This window comes from Bacteroides sp. 1_1_14 (assembly GCF_000162515.1).
Lineage (GTDB): Bacteria > Bacteroidota > Bacteroidia > Bacteroidales > Bacteroidaceae > Bacteroides > Bacteroides thetaiotaomicron.
Window position 1 is genome coordinate 72,190 of sequence record NZ_GG774705.1, and the last position, 18,208, is coordinate 90,397.

Annotated in this window: 16 protein-coding genes; all 16 read left to right on the forward strand. The window is 41.8% G+C overall.

The window, feature by feature from the left end; translation table 11 throughout:
- The first annotated feature begins 60 nt into the window (after positions 1-60).
- The 16 genes from HMPREF9007_RS14665 (at position 61) to HMPREF9007_RS14590 (ending at position 18,137) form a co-directional block, all read left to right on the forward strand.
- Positions 61-840, forward strand: a complete 780-nt coding sequence (locus HMPREF9007_RS14665; RefSeq protein WP_008761280.1) for a hypothetical protein — start codon at positions 61-63, stop codon at positions 838-840.
- A gap of 40 nt (positions 841-880) precedes the next feature.
- Positions 881-2,335: a hypothetical protein gene (locus HMPREF9007_RS14660; RefSeq protein ID WP_004317988.1), complete on the forward strand. Its 1,455-nt coding sequence runs from the start codon at positions 881-883 to the stop codon at positions 2,333-2,335.
- Positions 2,336-2,412: 77 nt separating this feature from the next.
- Complete coding sequence (locus HMPREF9007_RS14655) at positions 2,413-2,922, forward strand: hypothetical protein (protein ID WP_004317990.1); 510 nt, start codon at positions 2,413-2,415, stop codon at positions 2,920-2,922.
- 17 nt (positions 2,923-2,939) lie between these two features.
- The gene (locus HMPREF9007_RS14650; protein WP_004317992.1) at positions 2,940-3,578 is read left to right on the forward strand and encodes a hypothetical protein; all 639 of its coding nucleotides are present in this window, start codon (positions 2,940-2,942) and stop codon (positions 3,576-3,578) included.
- Positions 3,575-11,503, forward strand: coding sequence for a hypothetical protein (locus tag HMPREF9007_RS14645; protein WP_032850343.1), 7,929 nt, complete (start codon positions 3,575-3,577; stop codon positions 11,501-11,503). Before HMPREF9007_RS14650 ends, HMPREF9007_RS14645 begins: the two co-directional genes overlap by 4 nt.
- A gap of 179 nt (positions 11,504-11,682) precedes the next feature.
- Positions 11,683-12,027, forward strand: a complete 345-nt coding sequence (locus HMPREF9007_RS14640) for a type II toxin-antitoxin system RelE/ParE family toxin (RefSeq protein WP_008761282.1) — start codon at positions 11,683-11,685, stop codon at positions 12,025-12,027.
- A 4-nt stretch (positions 12,028-12,031) separates the two neighbouring features.
- Positions 12,032-12,343 (forward strand): helix-turn-helix transcriptional regulator, encoded by a 312-nt coding sequence (locus tag HMPREF9007_RS14635; protein ID WP_004317997.1) that lies wholly within the window; start codon positions 12,032-12,034, stop codon positions 12,341-12,343.
- A 248-nt stretch (positions 12,344-12,591) separates the two neighbouring features.
- The gene (locus HMPREF9007_RS14630) at positions 12,592-14,082 is read left to right on the forward strand and encodes an RNA-directed DNA polymerase (RefSeq protein WP_008761283.1); all 1,491 of its coding nucleotides are present in this window, start codon (positions 12,592-12,594) and stop codon (positions 14,080-14,082) included.
- Positions 14,083-14,150: 68 nt separating this feature from the next.
- The gene (locus HMPREF9007_RS14625; RefSeq protein ID WP_008761284.1) at positions 14,151-14,633 is read left to right on the forward strand and encodes a hypothetical protein; all 483 of its coding nucleotides are present in this window, start codon (positions 14,151-14,153) and stop codon (positions 14,631-14,633) included.
- A 6-nt stretch (positions 14,634-14,639) separates the two neighbouring features.
- A complete protein-coding gene (locus HMPREF9007_RS14620; RefSeq protein WP_008761285.1) occupies positions 14,640-14,876 on the forward strand; it encodes a hypothetical protein in 237 nt (78 codons plus the stop codon).
- Entirely contained in the window at positions 14,873-15,475 is a 603-nt protein-coding gene (locus tag HMPREF9007_RS14615) for a hypothetical protein (protein WP_008761286.1), read from the forward strand. The genes HMPREF9007_RS14620 and HMPREF9007_RS14615 overlap by 4 nt, the downstream gene beginning before the upstream one ends.
- A gap of 2 nt (positions 15,476-15,477) precedes the next feature.
- Positions 15,478-16,080, forward strand: coding sequence for an N-acetylmuramoyl-L-alanine amidase (locus HMPREF9007_RS14610; RefSeq protein WP_008761287.1), 603 nt, complete (start codon positions 15,478-15,480; stop codon positions 16,078-16,080).
- A complete protein-coding gene (locus HMPREF9007_RS14605) occupies positions 16,064-16,606 on the forward strand; it encodes a DUF6808 domain-containing protein (protein WP_008761288.1) in 543 nt (180 codons plus the stop codon). The genes HMPREF9007_RS14610 and HMPREF9007_RS14605 overlap by 17 nt, the downstream gene beginning before the upstream one ends.
- Positions 16,607-16,608: 2 nt before the next feature.
- Positions 16,609-17,058, forward strand: coding sequence for a hypothetical protein (locus tag HMPREF9007_RS14600; protein WP_008761289.1), 450 nt, complete (start codon positions 16,609-16,611; stop codon positions 17,056-17,058).
- A gap of 23 nt (positions 17,059-17,081) precedes the next feature.
- The gene (locus tag HMPREF9007_RS14595) at positions 17,082-17,597 is read left to right on the forward strand and encodes a hypothetical protein (RefSeq protein WP_008761290.1); all 516 of its coding nucleotides are present in this window, start codon (positions 17,082-17,084) and stop codon (positions 17,595-17,597) included.
- A gap of 9 nt (positions 17,598-17,606) precedes the next feature.
- Positions 17,607-18,137: a hypothetical protein gene (locus HMPREF9007_RS14590; RefSeq protein ID WP_004318015.1), complete on the forward strand. Its 531-nt coding sequence runs from the start codon at positions 17,607-17,609 to the stop codon at positions 18,135-18,137.
- Positions 18,138-18,208: the final 71 nt, after the last annotated feature.

Here is an 18,208-nt window from a genome sequence, read left to right on the forward strand (position 1 = left end):
GCTATTTTTGCTTTGTAGATAAAGACTAAAATTTATTTTTCTCACATTATACCTAATAATATGGAAGTTAAGAGCAATCGCGAGCGATACACAGATCGATTGAAAGCAAAGTATCCCGATAAAGAGTTTGCCGACGACGAGGCATTATTCGCTCAAATTAACGATGAATACGACGGTTTGGACAAAGAATTGTCTGGCTATAAAGAACGGGAAAAAGCACTTTCCGATCTTTTTGCGAGTAATCCACGTAGTGCAGCATTTCTCACTGATTGGCGTAAAGGGGAGGACCCAATCATCGGTATGATACGCAAATTTGGTGATGATTTTAAAGCTGCACTTGAAGACCCAGAGAAGCAAGAAGCTCTTGCTGCTGCCAACAAAGAGTATGCGGAACGAATAACCAAAGAGAAGGAGTTTGAAGAACAGTATCAGCAGAACATTAATGCGACTCTTTCTACTCTTGAACAAATGCAGCAGGAGGAAGGTCTTTCTGATGATGAAATAGATCAAGCAATGGAGTTTCTGATTGGAATTATGAAGGACGGACTTCTTGGTAAATTCACTCGTGATAGTATTCAAATGGCTATCAAGGCTATCAAACATGATAGCGATGTAGAAACAGCCAGTCATGAGGGAGAAGTGAAAGGACGTAATAGTAAGATTGAGGAAAAACTACGCAAAGGGAGCAAGAGTGACGGTACTGCTAATCTTGCAGGAAAGAATGGAGGTGGTAATGCAGGCTCACGACAAATGCCAGATCTTGGTGCAATAAGTCGATATGATGGTGCACAAAATATTTGGGAACGTGGAGGCGAAAAACGTAGGTCAATAAACAAATAAAGATACACAATTCATTTATTAACAATTAAAATTTCAAGCAATGAAGAAAGTAATGAATTTCTTTTGTCGCATTACGCTAATGATATTAGCGTTTGTGACGAGTGCATCAAGCGGTGTCATGATGGCTGACGCATCAAACCTGCCAGATGCAGGTAAAATGACAGCCGGTGCAGACGGTACGGGTGGAACAGATGGTATTGCCACAGAAACCGGTGGTCGTGAAAATGGAGACCCGAATTTTTACTTAAGCGATGTAGATAAGCGCATTGTGAAAATTCGTCCGATGGCGACACCTATTGATCAAATTAGTCGTTATGCGAAATCAAGTAGTACTAATTCTTTTGAGGTGAAGTACTATAGTGTGGGTACACGCGAAATAAAGTGTAGTACTAATAAAAAATTGGAAGCAATGACGGGTGGTGCAAGTGTTTCTTTGCCAGTGAGTGATCTGAATATGTTCACATTGGATGACACTATCCGTGTGGTAGGTGTAAGTGCTATTACTAAACCGGATGGGACTGCATATTCAGAAAGTGACAGCAATGTTCCTGACCTTGAACTTTGTGTGTGCGGAAAGGATAGTTCAACTAATTTGCCGACAGTCTATGCAGTAAATGGGAAAATGGATGATTCAAGCAAGCAACCCATTCTTTTACCAGAGATTCCGCAAGGAACGACTCTTGTCCGTATGGGAAAGGCCTGTGGTGAACTGGATGTGCAGACTGGGCGTTTCAACAATATTCCTATGCCGGAAACACAGTACTGTCAGAACTTCATGATACAGGTAGAACAGTCTACCTTTGACAAGATTGCTGCCAAAGAAGTGAATTGGAACTTTTCCGATATTGAAGAAGATGGCGTATATGATATGCGCCTTGCCATGGAGAATACCTACTTGTTTGGCGTTAAACAGGTTATCAAACATGTTGCCAAGGACGGTATGAATACCTGGTTTACAGGGGGAATCTGGTGGATGGCAGGAAAGGATATCGAGGTTGGTGAATGGAACAGCGAAAAGAACTGTGCCGAGATTACTGATGAAAATCTCGTGGATATAACCAAAGACCTTTTTGTCGGTACTGGTATCGGTAATAAGCGTAAGATTTTATTCTGCGGAAGTGATATGCTTTCGGCATTCTCCAAGATTAAGAGTGAGAAATTTCGTTTGAAAGATACCGTTGAGGTTTGGAACTTGAAATTTAAATCTTGGGATACTGACTTCGGAGAAGTTCTTACCATTCATCATGAATTATTTGATGTGAATGGTATGAGTGATTGCGGTTTTGCCATGGATCCGGAATACCTTTCCAAGAAAACCCACGTGTCTTGGGCACGCAATGTGCTTGACTTGAAGAAAGCGGGTATTCGTCGTACCGATGCAGTAGTGATTCAGGAAGTAAGTTGCTTATATCTGCGTTATGCAAAGGCACATGCGCGTATGAGACTTGCAAAGGCACCTGCAACAGTAGAAGATAGTGGTTCAGAAACTGCTTAATTAGAGTATAAATAAATCAAATTATTAATCGGGGGATGGGATAGAAATCCTATCCCTTTTTTAATTCATTCGACAATATGATTATTAAAACTTACATAGCGAACACCAATATTAGTATTAATGTTGTGCTTCCAAGCAAAAAGAATTTTCATATAACGTTTACTCCCTTGTCAAATGGTAGTAGTGTATTTACCACAGATAATGAAATCTTACAAAGGTCAATAGAGAGACATTACAACTTTGGAAAGTTGTTTAGACTCCAAACTTCACAGGGGCAAAGTGCTGAAAGAAAGGCGACAGACAAACAAAAGGTTACTTCTTTAAAGAATCAGAAAGAAATTCCGGCTGTTGAGAATGTAGACAAGACTGAATTGGATAACAACGAGAACGTTGAGCAAAACGGAGAGACGGAAGATAACGCAGGGGCAGGGAATGATGAAACTGTTTGCAAGGTCAAAATGAGTGATATTGCAGCTGCTAAGGATTATCTTGCTGACAAATTCGGTATCAGCCGTACTTCTATGCGTTCTACTAAAGCCATTCTGGAACAAGCTGCAGCTCATGGAATAGAGTTCGAAGGATTGTAATAATAAAGTAATAGCGTATGACGGTATATCATCTTGACGAGATAGCTGGAGATGTTCGTATAGCACTTGACCAAAACACAACGAGTGATGTATTGAAAGAAATTGGTGATGTAGACACGCTTGCATTAAACGACATCATTAAATCAAAGATTATTGAGGCTGTAAAACGTGTGCACAGTTCTGCACCTCCTTATCTACTCGATGGAGGACATAACTTCGGAGATGAGGTGTATTGGCAGAAATGTGAAAGTGGTTGGGTGTTATTGCCGGAGGATTTTATGCGTTTTGTTGTTTTCCAGATGAGCGATTGGGAGCGTGCAGTATTCTATCCTATAAATGTCGACGATCCTGAATACGAGAAGCAATCTTCCCGGTTCAAAGGAATACGTGGCACTACACAACGTCCTGTATGTGCTATTTCTATACGACCAGAGGGGAGGGTATTAGAGTTTTATTCTTGTAAAAGTCAGGATGCAACGGTCAGTCGTGCGGTTTATCTTCCTTATCCCAAGATAGACAAATACGGTGCGATAGAGATTTGTCAGCGATGTTATGACGCGGTGGTATATACTATTGCCGCATTAGTATTAACAACGTTCGGTGATGTGGAGAAAAGCTCTGCATTGAACGAATTAGCTAAATCAGTATTAATATGAGTTCGATAAAATCAACACAGATAGATGGTGATGTTTCCGTCAGTCGTAATGCGGCAGTAGGTGGAGATGTTACCGTCCAAGGTAAAACCCATTTAAAAGGAAACGTAAAAATAGAGGGGTGGCTTGAGGCAAAGAATATCAAAGCAGCTAGTAAAGGTCTCTTTACTACTATTGAAAAATTGAAAGCAGCCTACCCGTTTCCGCATGACGGTTGGTGGGCACTTGTCGGGCTTTCCTTACCTGCTCCTATATACGTGGGTGATGGAGGCGAGTGGGTTCCAACTGGACAGACAGGTGGTAATCCTTCTATAGACAGTGGTAAATTTAACGAAGCTGTTGAAAAGCTACAAGAAGATATTACTAAATTACAAGATGATGTATCGGATATAGAGGATAAAAATAACTCGCAAGATACTAACCTTACTACACTTGGGAATAGTGTCAATTCTTTGCAGGAACAGGTAAATACAACCAAAGACACCGCCAACAAAGCAAGTGCCAAAGCGAATGAGGTAGGAAACCAATTGAATGACTTTAAGGGAACGAAAGGAGAAAATGGTGGTATTGCACCTCTTAATGAGTATGGAAAAGTACCTAGCCGTTATTTACCGGCTTCTATGGATGATGTGAAAGATTTCGACGGTTTCGTGGAAAAAGTGGTTGTTCAACCATCGTCTATCGGGAAAAGTTCAACGGATGATGGATGTAAGATTTACTACCATAAGGACACCGATTCGCTTGTTCTTTTCTATGACGGTGTATATTACAACAACTGGCTGGATTCCGAATTGTTTGGAAATGAAACTATTGACGGGATAACTCCTGTTTCGGATAAGGTGTATTCTGACACAATTACAAACAAGACTTATCGTTGGAGCGGTTCGGCACTTGTTATCATTGGTTCAGACCTCGCCCTTGGCTATACAAGTTCGACCGCATTTCCGGGCGATGAGGGTGCGGATTTGAAGCAGAAAATGCTACAAGCCAATGAAGATATTACGGAAAACAAGAACGTATTGTTGTCCCATTACAAACAGATAGTAGCACGAAGCGTAGTAAATGTGAACCAACTCTTTGGACTTACTAATCGTAAGATAACATTCTCGGTGGCTCTTGATAGATGTGCGACATCCGAATATGCTGAATCTTTGCAAATACCAGGTATTGTGCTTACCTTTCAGACTGAAGCAGGTTGGCAGTCCAAACAATGGGTTATCACTGATGATTGGAATAAGGAAAGCAACTGGACGGACTTCGGAGCTTCCAACGGAGAAAGCGTTGGCAACACAATCAATGTAAACGCCCTGTGCAAAGATGTGGAATATACGCTATCCACCGCCATAAAAGCAATTATTGACCTTGAGCAAGAGAGCGGAGTGGCATACATTAAGAGCGGTATTGTAGTGACATTCAAGACTGCAGAGAGCGACACCAACGGTGCACCTGTATGGCTTGCCTATCAATTTACACGAGAAGTAAGCGATGTAAACCCGGATGATTTGAAGCCGTGGGTAGCCTTTGGAAACGGAGGTGGCAAGGTGGAAACATCGGACACCCCAGCAGAGGGAGGAAAAGATGCACTTTCAACAGGCGGTGCTTACGCGATGCAGGAAAAAGCAATCGCTGGTTTTGACGAGGAAAGCGATGAGGATTATATCTACTACAAAGCTGTGAACCTGAATGGTGGACAAATAGAAGATGTGATACTGAAAATACCTAAGAACGGAGGTGGAGGCGGTTCCAGCGAGGACAGTACCCTATCCATTTATTTTGAGGATGTCGCTCCCATTGTAGCGTTCGGTTCTGACATAAAAATTAATGTGGCCCTACGTAGTGTGAGTTATCCGGGAGGTGTAGAAACACTTGGCGTTATCCGTAATGTGAGCATAATTGATGCAAGTACGGGACTAACCCTATTTAGCGAGGACATGAATATCGTAGGTTCTGCAAGTGCCACAGACTACAAGTTTGAACTTGACTTTACTGGCTATTTCAGCGGAGCGGCGAGCAAGAGTTTCTTTGTGCAAGCTACAGATGCTGACGGAAATACTAAGAAGAAAGCCATTACAGTAGTAGCCGTGGACATCACCGTGGAGCAGCCTATGGCATTGAACTACACAAGTGACACTGTTCTTACCGTAGGTGGATCCGCCAAGAACATCGGACAGTTTTATAAATTTCCCAATAACACATCATCCATACTTGCGACCGTGGAAATGTACTACAACGGAGAATGGAAGAAACTCGGTGAAGCAATGGTAAGCGACAGTTATACCAAGAGTATATCCGTAAATCCGAACGATGTGTTTGGTGGTGGTGAACGGCTCTCGCATGGTGCATATCCTGTGCGTATCTTCGGTACGGAAAGCAAGTCGGGGGTAAAAGGCAATACCATCTATTCAGCTCTTATGTGCATAGACGAGAATAATAGCACACCTATTGTCGCCCTCCGTTTCAATGACAAGAACAATGGTACATTGCGTCTGTATGACAATCTGACCGTAGAAGTAGCTGCCTATACACCTGACAAGACAGAAACGCATATTGATGTCTTCTATGATGAAGAAAAGGTTACTTCTGTTGATGCCATGATTGCTGAAACGATTACCGTGAACAAGCAGATAAGCGGCTATAAGGCGGACGGAAGCCAAAGTATTACTGTACACGCTGAAAGTGGAAGTGTCAGCACCAATGAAATAGAAGTGACGGTTAAAGGAAGTGCCATTGACATTGCCATCAAGGACGGTGCTTTGTTTGGGTATGACTTCTCCACACGAAGCAACAGTGAAAGTGACCACACCATTATCAACAATGGGGTAAAGATGGAAATCAAAGGTGCGAACTGGTCAAGCAACGGATTTATAGACTATCTGAACGAACGCTCTTTGCGCATTGCCGAGAATGTGACAGCCGAGATATTGGATTACCGTCCTTTCGGAAATCCGTCCGTAGAAAGTGCTAGTGGTTGTGCTTTCCAATTCGCTTTTGCGACCAAGAACATCAAGGAAGCCAGCTCAAAACTCATAGAGTGTTACGATGCCGACAGCGGTGCCGGATTCTATGTATGCGGAAACAAGGTTGCTATTTTCTGCAAAACAGGTCAGCCGGCATTGGTAGAACGCTCTTTTAAGAACGGAGAAAAGCACACTATGGCTATCGTTGTAGAGCCTTCAACTATCTTTGTAACCCGTGGTGGCAGCAACTATTCATGCATGAAGCTGTATTTAGATGGCGAAGAGGTGGGCTGTATAGGATATATCAGTAACAGCGGAGCTATTCTCAACTCAAAGACTGTCACTTTTGACGGAACAGAGGGAGACCTATACCTTTATTACATCCTTGCTTACAACAGTTACTACGAGTGGGCACAGGCATTTAGAAATTACTTGTGCAAACTGACCGACACAACGGCGATGATTGATGAATATGAGAGGGAGAATTTGCTTGATACGCAAAACCGTCCGACTCTTGAATCTCTTGCCGCCAAAGGTATCCCTTACTATGTAGTTGTGAATGATCAGCAGACTTTTGACACCTTTGACGGAGATATTGACACGAGCAAGAAGTTCAAATGCACACTATTCTACTATGATCCCAAACGACCTTGGCGCAGCTTCAAGGCTATCAATGTGCAATGGCGCAGACAGGGAACGACATCGGCAAAGCGCCCTATCAAGAATGACCGTTTCTATCTTCAGAAGAATGACGGTTGGAAAGTTTCTCCTATCTATCCGGAATATACCAACGAAGATGCAAAGGTTTCGTATGACCTGATGAAATTAGGCTATGTACGTGTAGGCGAGAATTCTATACCTGTGAAAATCATCACGGTAAAGGTGGACTACTCCGATAGTAGCAATGCCAATGACTGCGGAGTTTGTAACCTTATGAATGCTACATATCGTGCCCTTGGCAACAACTATCTGACTCCGGCACAACGTGCCTTTGACGGAACATGGGTAAAAGGAGACATATCATTGAGCGGATTGACGATGAACCATTCGACTGCCAACCACCCGATTGCCGCATTCCGTTCGACTATGGAAAGTCTTACCGATGCTTGGTTCCATGCCAAAGGTAATTGGAAAGAGGATAAAGGCGAGCAGGTGGCACTCGGTTTCAAAGACACACCCGGCTACAACAAAGGGTGTTTGAACTATGGCGACTTCATCGAATACTTCGGCAGAAGAGACGAAACCCTTGATGAAATTGAATCACGCTTCAAGAGCGATAGTACCACAGACAAAAGTAAACTCTATATGCTCTCCCTTTATTGTGGCGAGAACTACCGCTTTATGGCATACGAGAGCGGTGCTTGGACTGTACAAAGCGGAGAAATGAAGCAGGTAGATGGCGAGTGGCAGATAACAGGTAAGGTGTTGAATCCTGTAAGCGGTTATGAGCTGCTGACTTATGATGCCATGAACTGGTGGCAGGGAGTGGGAAGCATTGATGACATGATGGAACCGACCACGGCAGAATCATCGTGGGTAACAAAACTGAAACTCGGACAACCGACCTATCCGATGTGGACACGCTACTTCGAGTGTATGATAGACGATGACCAACTGCAAATAGACTTGGCTATGGGACGCAAAGTGCCTTACGACTTGTTTAACGTGTTGGTGTTCTGTGACAGTTGCGACTATGCCAAGGAGGAACTTAAAGACACTTGGAAGGAGATTTGGAAAACGAAGATGTGGAAGTACATAAATCCGTACAGCCTTGTGTCGTACTATCTCTTTACGGACTACCTTGCCGCCGTTGACCAACAGGCGAAGAATATGCAACCTATGTGGTTCTTGGAGGACGGTTGCAGCGTGAAAGACGGAGTATATAGCGGAGCAAACGGTATGGAAGCCAGAAGAATGTACTGCAACAAGGTGTATGATTGTGATACCTGTAACGGCAAGGACAATGACGGTGGCCAGACCATTGATCCGGAGGTTGACCCTGGCGACTTGACGAGTAGCGCGTACGCAGGACGAGGCAGCGTGTTGTGGAACGACATACGCGGACAGCAGACTATGGAGGTGGATCAAAACGGTAACACCATTACGCTTTCGGCTATCGCTGACACCATGCGTTCACTTCCGGACACGCTCGGCATTGGTTCGGGGCCATTCTCTCCGAAAGGTGCGCTCCATTACTTCGTTACGGAAATATTGAAGAAGTGGCCAAAAGTGGTGTCAAGTTACGACGGAGAGCGTAAGTACATCAAATACACCGGATACAGCGATATTTATTTCTATGCTTTGCAGGGATTGGGACTTACTTCTTTACCGGCGTTCATCGAACAACGTTGGAGAATCCGCGACGGCTACTACCGTTGTGGCGACTTCAAAGCAGAGAGCGGTTATATAGGCGGTCGTATCGGTGCGAAAGAGGGGGCGGTTATTCGTTTTAAGGCTGCAAAGACAGGCTACTTCGGAATTGGTAACGACAGTGGAAACATCACGCAGGGCATCTATCTGAAAGCAGGAGAAGAGGGTGTGTTCAGTAATTTCCAACATGGCGAGAACATCATGCTCTACATCTATCAAGCCGACCGTATGAGTATGATTGACTTGAGTGAAATCAGCATTGACCCTCAATTCGGTAATACATTGTCGAAGATGGTGTTGTTGCAGGAACTTTTCCTTGGTAGCAACACGCACGGAGATTGGACGATGTCGCCTGGTAACACTGGCTATATGACCAATCTTGATTTGGGCGATATGCCGTTCTTGCGGGTATTCGATGTGCGGCATACGGAACTATTGAGCGTTAACGCATCGAAGTGTCCACGTTTGGAGAAAGTATATGCGGATGGCACAGGGTTATCGACCATAGACCTTGCAGAAACTGCTCCCATTAGTACATTGACGCTGCCCGATACGATGACGGAACTTGTATTGAACAATTTGCCAAACCTGACTTATCCCGGAGGACTTACGCTAGGAGGTGTAGGCAAGGTAGCAAAGATATTCGTAAATGAATGTCCGTATGTGGATGCTATGACACTTTTAGAGCAGATAATTAATGCGAGTGCGATCAGAACTGTACGTATTCCTAATGTAAATGCAACTGCTAGTGTTGATTTGTTACGTTCTATAAAGGATAGTGGAGCAATTGGGCTTGATGCAAACGGGAACGCATACGATGAGAGTGGACAATGTAGTGGTATTACAGGACGTTGGATATTGAGTGAACTTGTAGAAGAGAGTGAAGTAAATGTCCTTACTGCATATTTTCCACAGTTAGAGCTCCATAATTCGCAATTTTCTATTGTGAAAATCAATGATGTTGTGGATAACGATTCATGTGAGAAGTACAGCAATCCTGAAAACAAGACAGGTGAAGACTACGGTAACACATATATTCCTAGTGGGCATACTCTTGCTATAAAGAAAGGTTGCCATGCTTTTAAATGCTCGTTCAACACGAAGAAGAATCAAATGGAAGGTGTACAGTTGAGTGATACAGACTTTAATTATCTGAAAGATGGTAGTAGCTTTGATGTTGCAGATACGGCAGGGGAGGGTTTTGATATATTTTGGCATGCTCCTCACTATTGGTATAAGGGCGTAAATGATTATAAGAACCAAGTGAAGTATTTTATTACTTCTGTTACGGAAAACGAGCCTATTTCAACTGCATTACATAGCAAGAAGGCTAAACTTTCTGAACTTCTGTACAAGGAGAACACTGGAGTGTATGCGAATGATGCTGTTATTGGTGAGGTTATGAGTGAGGATGTTATATCTACAGCTTCTAATACTAACAGCTATAAGATGGACGTAAAAGGTATGAAGCAGGTGAAATGGCCGGGATTGAATCATGCGCGACTAGGTGGTGTATTCACTGATGAAAGTAATTGTGTACTTGGTATATTCATTATGTCCGTAAGTCATACGTATTTTGACTTTTCTATAGGTGAGTGTGTATTCTGCGATGTACCTAGCGGTGCAAAATGGTTCTATTTTACTTCTTTTCGCGACATTGGTGATGTAGAGTGTCTTTCTGTGGATAGTGCTAGCATTGAGGCTCTTGAGCCGGAATGGATTGAACATACAGTAGGTGATAATGACAGTCTTGTAGGTGTTTATCCTATTACTATTGACGGTTTGAAGATGCCACGAAGTCTTTCTGGCGAGGTACGCTCAAAGAAAGGTAATGGTACATCCACTACGTCAGGTGAATGGAAATACGACAGTAGTGGTAATCCTATTGAGATGCCGATTGCTACCTTAAACTACACAGCAAAGGATTTCCAGAATATTTCCCGTTTGAGAGGTGCAGGTTACCAATTACAGGATTATGAACAACACAAAGAGATTAGTAATCTTTGGTGGGCATTAAACGGAACAACCAACGAACAATCTGTAGTCGGTAATGGAGGACATGACGCTATTTTAAATAAGCTGGATTCCATTGGCATGGCAGATAGTAGTAATGCTGGCAATTCCCTTAATTCTATACTTGGTTTGAAGCATTATGTAGGCTGTGATTCAGAGTGGATGGATTATATTGCATTTAATATCCCAAGTTATGAAACATTCTACAAAGCAAAATGTATTGATACTGATAGTTCGTATCCTTCGGATTATATAGCTCATATTTATGATCCTGTGAAAAAGACTGAACGTACAGTGAAATCAGTTGAATCTTCCAATGCAAATTGTGTGGTACGCTTGGTGCATGGAGCAAAATGCGATGTTTTGCCAAGCAGGGTTCATAATGCAGATACAAGTAAGTATGTTACTCATTATGCGGCTGGTTATTGGATCAATAGTAGCAAAGGCCGTTGTGTTTTGCGGTCTGGCCTACAGCTCGAATGCGACAGCGGTCTCGCTTATGCGTACGCGTTCAATGCATCTTCGTACTCGTACGCGTTCTACGGGGCGCGGCTGGCCTTCCGCGGAAAATTCGTAATAATTGAATAGAGCGATGCTCGTTTTTGCGAAAAAAGCGTCAGAGGGAGAGTCGACCAACGGGAGACTGCTCCCTCTCTCTTTTTCTAATGTAGGTTGGGTAATATATTATAGAGCAGCATGAATATTTGTGCCTTAAAATGTTCTATATATGGAACATTTTTTGTATCTTTGCAATGCAATAACAAGGTATGGAATTGAAAGCAAGATTCAAAGTGATAATGTCAAGCGAGGCAGATGCCTTTCTTGATACTTTGCGCCAAGACATTAAAGACAAGATTGTTTATAATGTAGATAAGGTTGCCAATGGATATATGGATAAAGACCTTTTTAAAAAATTGGATGGTACGGATATTTGGGAGTTCCGCACTCTTTATAAAGGTATTCAATATCGTTTGTTGGCTTTTTGGGATACTGATGCGGAAACATTGGTTATTGCTACGCACGGATTCGTCAAAAAGACACAAAAGACCCCAAGTAAAGAGATTAACAAAGCGGAAGCTATTAGAAAATTGTATTTCAACTCAAAAAAATAGTGATATGGAAACGATTAAATTTTATACCCTTGATGAAGTTAAGGATAAGCACATTGGGAAAGTCGGTACACCACATAGGGATAAATATGAGGCTGAATTGCAGTCGTTCCTTATCGGTGAGGCTATTAAGAAAGCCCGGAAATCCCAAAATATGACACAGGAGGAACTAGCCCAGAAGATTGGTGTTCAGCGTGCACAGGTGTCGAAAATAGAAAGTGGTAGGAATCTGACCCTTTCGACTGTTGCGCGTGTATTCAGAGCAATGGGGATGGAGGCCTCTTTAAGTATTGCAGGTTTTGGAAGTATAACTCTTTAAAACATAGAAGGTGGACAATCCCACGCGCCGTTGTGTTTTGCGGTCTGGCAACAACTCGAATGCGAACAGCGGTCTCGCTTATGCGAACGCGAACAATGCATCTTCGAACTCGAACACGAACTACGGGGCGCGGCTGAAATTCTGTTGGTTAAACTAATCGGAGACTCTATATAAGGTACGAGATTACCACCGATATTCTCCGAGGGATTAGAACCTCGGCAACAGCATAATAATATAATATATATTTTATGGAAAGCCGGAACATAACATTAACCATATGTGGGGAGTGGCTTGACTTCTCCCCACGAGACCGGAAGGCGGTCTGTGAAATTGATGATTTATTTAAACTGACCGGAAATATACCTCTGGTCAGTTATCCGTTATATAACCTTATACCGGAAATTATTTCAGACGAAAATCTGGAACGCTCATTTAAGCGTGTCATGGCGAATCTACGAAATGCAGATGCTCGAAATGGGAACAGGTCTATGCCGAAAACTATCATAGACGGTATCGAATGTTCTCCAAGAATGATTCGTTATGTGGCAAATAAAGGAAAAATATTTGAAACGTTGAAGAACCAGATTGGTAATGGTACATTCCGTATCAAGAACCTTAAATCATTTCTTACTGAAGACGGCCCGAAAGTAAGAACAGTACAAGCTCCTTCGGTAATAGAACGCATTGGGAGTAATGCTATTATGGAACCGTTGGAAAATCGACTTTCTTCTTTATTGATAGAAACTACCGCTGCTTCCATACAAGGACGTGGACCGCATGGGTTGTTTCATCAGATACAAGCTGCAATGGCAGAAAATCCTAATCTCAAATATTACTATCAAAGCGACTACAAAGGATATTATGACAGTATTAATCACGAAACTTTAATTTCTATTATTAAAAGATATGTAGGCGATCCTCTTCTTTTGCCCATTCTTGAAAATTTTGTGAAGGCACTCTATCCTGATGGAGAATGTGGTATCAGTAAGGGATTGCGATCATCTCAATTCCTCGGTAATCTTTATCACAATGATATTGACCACCGGATGATTGATGTGCATGGAGCAAGATATTACTTTCGATTCTGCGATGACATTTTTATTCTTGGAGAAAGTAAACGCGAGTTGTGGAGGTTACGTGACTGCTTGCACATCGAAGCAGATAAGATGGGGCTTACGATAAAATCAAGTGAGAGAGTTGCCCCTATATCTGCTGGTATGGATGCTCTTGGGTATGTAAATTATGGTAGCCATACTCTGTTAAGGAAACGGATAAAAGTAAATGCTGCTAGAAAACTGTCTAAGTTGAAATCCCGAAAGCGTAGACAACAAATAATTGGATCATTTAAGGGTATGGCTTGCCATGCCGATTGCAAGCATCTATTTTATATACTTACAAAAAAGAATATGAAGAAATTTTCAGAAATGGGTGTAACATACACCCCAGCTGACGGAAAGAAACGCTTTCCAGGTAAAGTAACACGATTGAGTGATATAGTAAACATTCCTATTGAAATACATGATTTTGAAACTGGTATAGACACTAAGGAAGGTGAGAACAGATATTTGGTATCATTTCGTAATCCTGCTAAACAAGAATGGGGAAAGTTCTTTACGGCTTCAGCGGAAATGAAGGGAATTTTAGATCAAGTCAGTGACATTGAGGATGGTTTTCCGTTTGAGACAATAATTAAAGGTGAAGTTTTTGACGGAGGTAAACGAAAATATAATTTCACCTAACAGGTAAAAGATAACATACGAATCCGCATCTCATCCGCTACTTTTGTTGAAAATCAAAATTCATAAAGATGGAAAAGATTTACGGCACAAAGCAGCGGCAGGATGGGCTTATACATACAGGCCGAACCAAATGGATATTATTTTATGGCTTTGGAAAGGATGATGAGGCAAGTGAAAGAGGTTGGGAGTACCGACATACATTTGACCACAGTCCAACACTTTCCGAGGTTAAGGAACTTATTATCTCTACTATAAATACTGCCACGCAGGAGAAGATCGTGAACGGCTTTATATGGAATGAAAAGCCGATATACCTATCTGCTGAAAATCAATTGAATTTTGCTGCTATAGAACGTAACAAAAATATTCCATATCCACTTACCCTAAAAATCAATGAACAGGAAGATGGTACTCCCATCTACTATACCTTCGAGAGTGTAGATGAATTTATCTCATTCTCCCAGGCAATGAGCCTGTATGTGATAGAAACTGTTCAAAATGGTTGGAAAGAAAAAGACAGTGTAGATTGGACAGTGTTTAATATAAAATAGACAAGAATGAAGAAAAAATTGATTGAATGGCTTGCGCAAAGCAACAGGTGGAAACATCTTGTTGGGGGATTTGGTATCGGTATTTGTGCGTTTGATTGGTTTTCTGCAACCTATGCAGGTGTACTTACTGCAGGTGCTTTGGAGTATAAAGACAAGGCATATGGTGGCAATTGGGACTGGATAGATTTCGGCTTAACAGTGGCCGGAACGTGTGTAGGACAATTAGTGAGAACTATCGTATGACGGAAGTGCAACATGTAACGGAGGTGGCTAAAGGCATTGGTGACTATGGCATGATGGCTGTGAGTGCTGCATTTTTTCTTTTGCTTTCAGCAGCTATGATGATAGCACTATTCAAATGGTTTAAGAGTATGATAAACCGCCTTCTGGAACAACAGGAGTGTTTGAATCAATTGCTTGATACAGTACAAGACAATGTGAGTTTGCAACGAAACTTAATGGAAAGACTTCAACCTGAAACCTTACTGCGTATCCGGAATTTGACGGGTTTCGCTTTTGACCTTAGTATCGAACAGGTTTGTAGGTTGATAAAGCGGGTTCGAATAGAGAATCACATAGCTGATCGTGAAGCAACTGTAAACAAAATACGGAAATCACTTCAAGTAATCCATGATGATCGAAAGAGCCGCTTTGACCCTTTTATATATCATGGAAAACCTCTGTCGGAATATTGTAATGAGAATTGGGTGGAAGATGTGGTGAGTGTAGTTGAAAGTGAAATCTATAATGAGGATGGAGAAAATAATGCACGTGCCTATACCAATGTGAAACTTGCATACGACAATATAAAAACGGACTTTTATCAACGCTTAAATAGTTAATTATGAAAATATTAATAGATAATGGACACGGGGAAAATACACCGGGCAAACGTTCTCCTGATGGGAAATTACGAGAATACCTTTATGCACGCGAGATTGCAGAATCTGTGGAACGAGCCTTGCGTGCGAAAGGATATGATGTAGAGCGTATTGTGCATGAGACAGTAGATGTGCCATTGGCAGAACGAGCAAGACGTGTGAATGAGATTTGTGCACGGTATGGGGCAACAAATGTATTGCTTGTTTCTATTCATTGCAATGCTGCGGGAAATGGCGAATGGATGAGTGCAAGAGGTTGGTCGGCATATACTTCAAAAGGTAAAACAAAATCGGATGAATTGGCCACTATGTTATACGAGGAAGCCGAACAGAATTTTGCCGGACAAAAAATCCGTAGGGATAATTCGGATGGAGATCCAGATTGGGAAGAGAACTTCTACATTTTGGTGAAAACCAAATGTCCGGCTGTTCTTACGGAAAATTTCTTCCAAGACAATAAGGAAGATGTTGAATACCTATATTCCGATAAGGGGAAGCAAGCCATCATTAAAACGCATGTAGATGCAATAATCAGATACGTTCAGAAATATGGTAAAGCGACTTAAGGATATTGCAGCAATATTATTTGTGGTATTGTTTATCGTATCGCTGCTTTTCAATGTGCGTTTTTGTGCATCGAATAAAAAGTTACCGATAAATGATACCACAAAAATAACCTTTGTCGATACCATACCGTACTACAAGCCTGTGCCGAGGGATAGTACTGTTATTAACTACATCACGCAGGTGCTTCCCACTGCAAAACGGGATAGTATAGAACCGACAGTAACAGATACGACCAAGTTGTCAAATGGGGAAACAGATAGTGTTGAAGTTGAAATACCTATTATGCAGAAGATGTACGAGACGGATAAATATCGGGCGTATGTAAGTGGTTTTAACCCTCAACTTGATAGTTTGATACTCTTTTCTCAACATGATGTACTAACCATAACCGGTAATTACCCTAAACCCAAGAGAAAACGGCTTGGTATCAGTTTGCAAGTTGGGTATGGGGTAGCATTAAGAGGGGCACCTCGGTTTACCCCATGTCTTAGTGTAGGTTTATCGTATAACTTATTTAATCTCTGATTATGACAGATATTGCTTTAACCGTCAATAAAGAAAGTGTATATGAAGAAGTGGCACAGACCACATCTTATACCGGGGCTAAAATGAACGACGAACTCGCATACAACCGTATTTTCACAACGGATGAGGATAAGAGTATGTTGGAGCGTTTCTGGAATGAAAGCAAAAACACTGCTTGTAATAGCTTGAAAAAAATACTTCTTAACGAAGTCGAAAGAGAGGGGATATATCAGCTTTCGTTGGGGGTATCAAGTTCGTTTGATGAAGCTTTAACAGAAAGTATGGAACGTAGTCTGTTCTCGTTTTTTGTTATGAATATTACGGCAAAGTGGTACACATTTACCAATAAAGAAGAAGCAACCGGATATGCAACGGAAGCGGCTACCTATATGGAGGATGTCATGCGTAAGGCATTTTTTAAAAAACGTCCTATACGTCCTACGTACAATTGAATTATTTTTAATCTTTATTTATTATGGCAGAAAACAAGAAAACATTGACAGTGACCCAACAGGTTAAGGAGCTTGTTTACGATATTCAGAATAAGGCATACTTGACCGGGCAGGCGCGTGAAGCAGAGGGTAAAAAGAATTACGAAGCTGCCTCTAATATGCAAGCGAGTGATGATGAGGAAAACAGTTACCAAATCCGTCGTTCATTGGCAAATGCATTTTCATCTTTGAAGAGTCTGCTTGGAGAGTATCTTTCAGAAGACAAAAGTACAAGCAACAATCTGATCGCAAAAGAAATTGATGATAATGGTGTACTAGAACTTGCATTCGAGTTGCCGAGTAACTACAACAACTCTTCGGCTGATGCGTTGGGCAATGGTATTCATGCCTACCTTGTAGATATGGCTTTGGGAGATTGGTTTGCCATTACTAACCCGGAAGATGCAGCTTCATACGTACAGCATTCGGCGATAAGTTTAGAGAATGTAAAGCGTGCGCTTTATAAACGTAGCCGACCTGAAAGACCGACTTATTCTTAATGTATTCTCATGGGATATTGTTGTAAGAAACTCCAGCAGACAAAAACAGTAACGCTGACATTCAAACGTTCAGAGTTACTCTATGACGTAGAGAACTACTCCTTTGTGGAAGGTGATATTATGGAAACGGAGAATGAACATGCCCGGCATCAGGTGTTTGACATTGGACAAAGTGGTAATGTGAACCGGGTTACACGTGTACTCAATCTTACCCATGCAGAATGTGTAGAAATGCTATATCCATATACCAAAGAGGAAATCTCGGACGAACAGGAAGCTCTTGATGATATTCTTGTAGCTCCCGAAGAATATCATATTGTACTTACTTTACCGGAAGATTTTTCTTTATCTACGGTGAAGCTACTAAAACATCTGATACACGAGTATCTTATCTGTAAGGTACTTGCAGATTGGATGAGTATAACGAATCCAAGTAGTAAGGCTAATTGGGAGGAGAAGATAATGAGTATCAGAGCTAAGATACAGACATCGCTAATGTCGAGAAAAGGCAAAATAAAACGAAAGTTGAAACCTTTCTGATAAAAGGAAGAGCCGGAGTGCATCACGCATTCCGGCTCTTTTGCTAACAATCTTTCTTAACCTTAATATGA

Coding starts and splice junctions, on each gene's coding strand:
- HMPREF9007_RS14665 (WP_008761280.1), top strand. CDS start 61: ATGGAAGTTAAGAGCAATCGCGAGCGATACACAGATCGATTGAAAGCA.
- HMPREF9007_RS14660 (WP_004317988.1), top strand. CDS start 881: ATGAAGAAAGTAATGAATTTCTTTTGTCGCATTACGCTAATGATATTA.
- HMPREF9007_RS14655 (WP_004317990.1), top strand. CDS start 2,413: ATGATTATTAAAACTTACATAGCGAACACCAATATTAGTATTAATGTT.
- HMPREF9007_RS14650 (WP_004317992.1), top strand. CDS start 2,940: ATGACGGTATATCATCTTGACGAGATAGCTGGAGATGTTCGTATAGCA.
- HMPREF9007_RS14645 (WP_032850343.1), top strand. CDS start 3,575: ATGAGTTCGATAAAATCAACACAGATAGATGGTGATGTTTCCGTCAGT.
- HMPREF9007_RS14640 (WP_008761282.1), top strand. CDS start 11,683: ATGGAATTGAAAGCAAGATTCAAAGTGATAATGTCAAGCGAGGCAGAT.
- HMPREF9007_RS14635 (WP_004317997.1), top strand. CDS start 12,032: ATGGAAACGATTAAATTTTATACCCTTGATGAAGTTAAGGATAAGCAC.
- HMPREF9007_RS14630 (WP_008761283.1), top strand. CDS start 12,592: ATGGAAAGCCGGAACATAACATTAACCATATGTGGGGAGTGGCTTGAC.
- HMPREF9007_RS14625 (WP_008761284.1), top strand. CDS start 14,151: ATGGAAAAGATTTACGGCACAAAGCAGCGGCAGGATGGGCTTATACAT.
- HMPREF9007_RS14620 (WP_008761285.1), top strand. CDS start 14,640: ATGAAGAAAAAATTGATTGAATGGCTTGCGCAAAGCAACAGGTGGAAA.
- HMPREF9007_RS14615 (WP_008761286.1), top strand. CDS start 14,873: ATGACGGAAGTGCAACATGTAACGGAGGTGGCTAAAGGCATTGGTGAC.
- HMPREF9007_RS14610 (WP_008761287.1), top strand. CDS start 15,478: ATGAAAATATTAATAGATAATGGACACGGGGAAAATACACCGGGCAAA.
- HMPREF9007_RS14605 (WP_008761288.1), top strand. CDS start 16,064: ATGGTAAAGCGACTTAAGGATATTGCAGCAATATTATTTGTGGTATTG.
- HMPREF9007_RS14600 (WP_008761289.1), top strand. CDS start 16,609: ATGACAGATATTGCTTTAACCGTCAATAAAGAAAGTGTATATGAAGAA.
- HMPREF9007_RS14595 (WP_008761290.1), top strand. CDS start 17,082: ATGGCAGAAAACAAGAAAACATTGACAGTGACCCAACAGGTTAAGGAG.
- HMPREF9007_RS14590 (WP_004318015.1), top strand. CDS start 17,607: ATGGGATATTGTTGTAAGAAACTCCAGCAGACAAAAACAGTAACGCTG.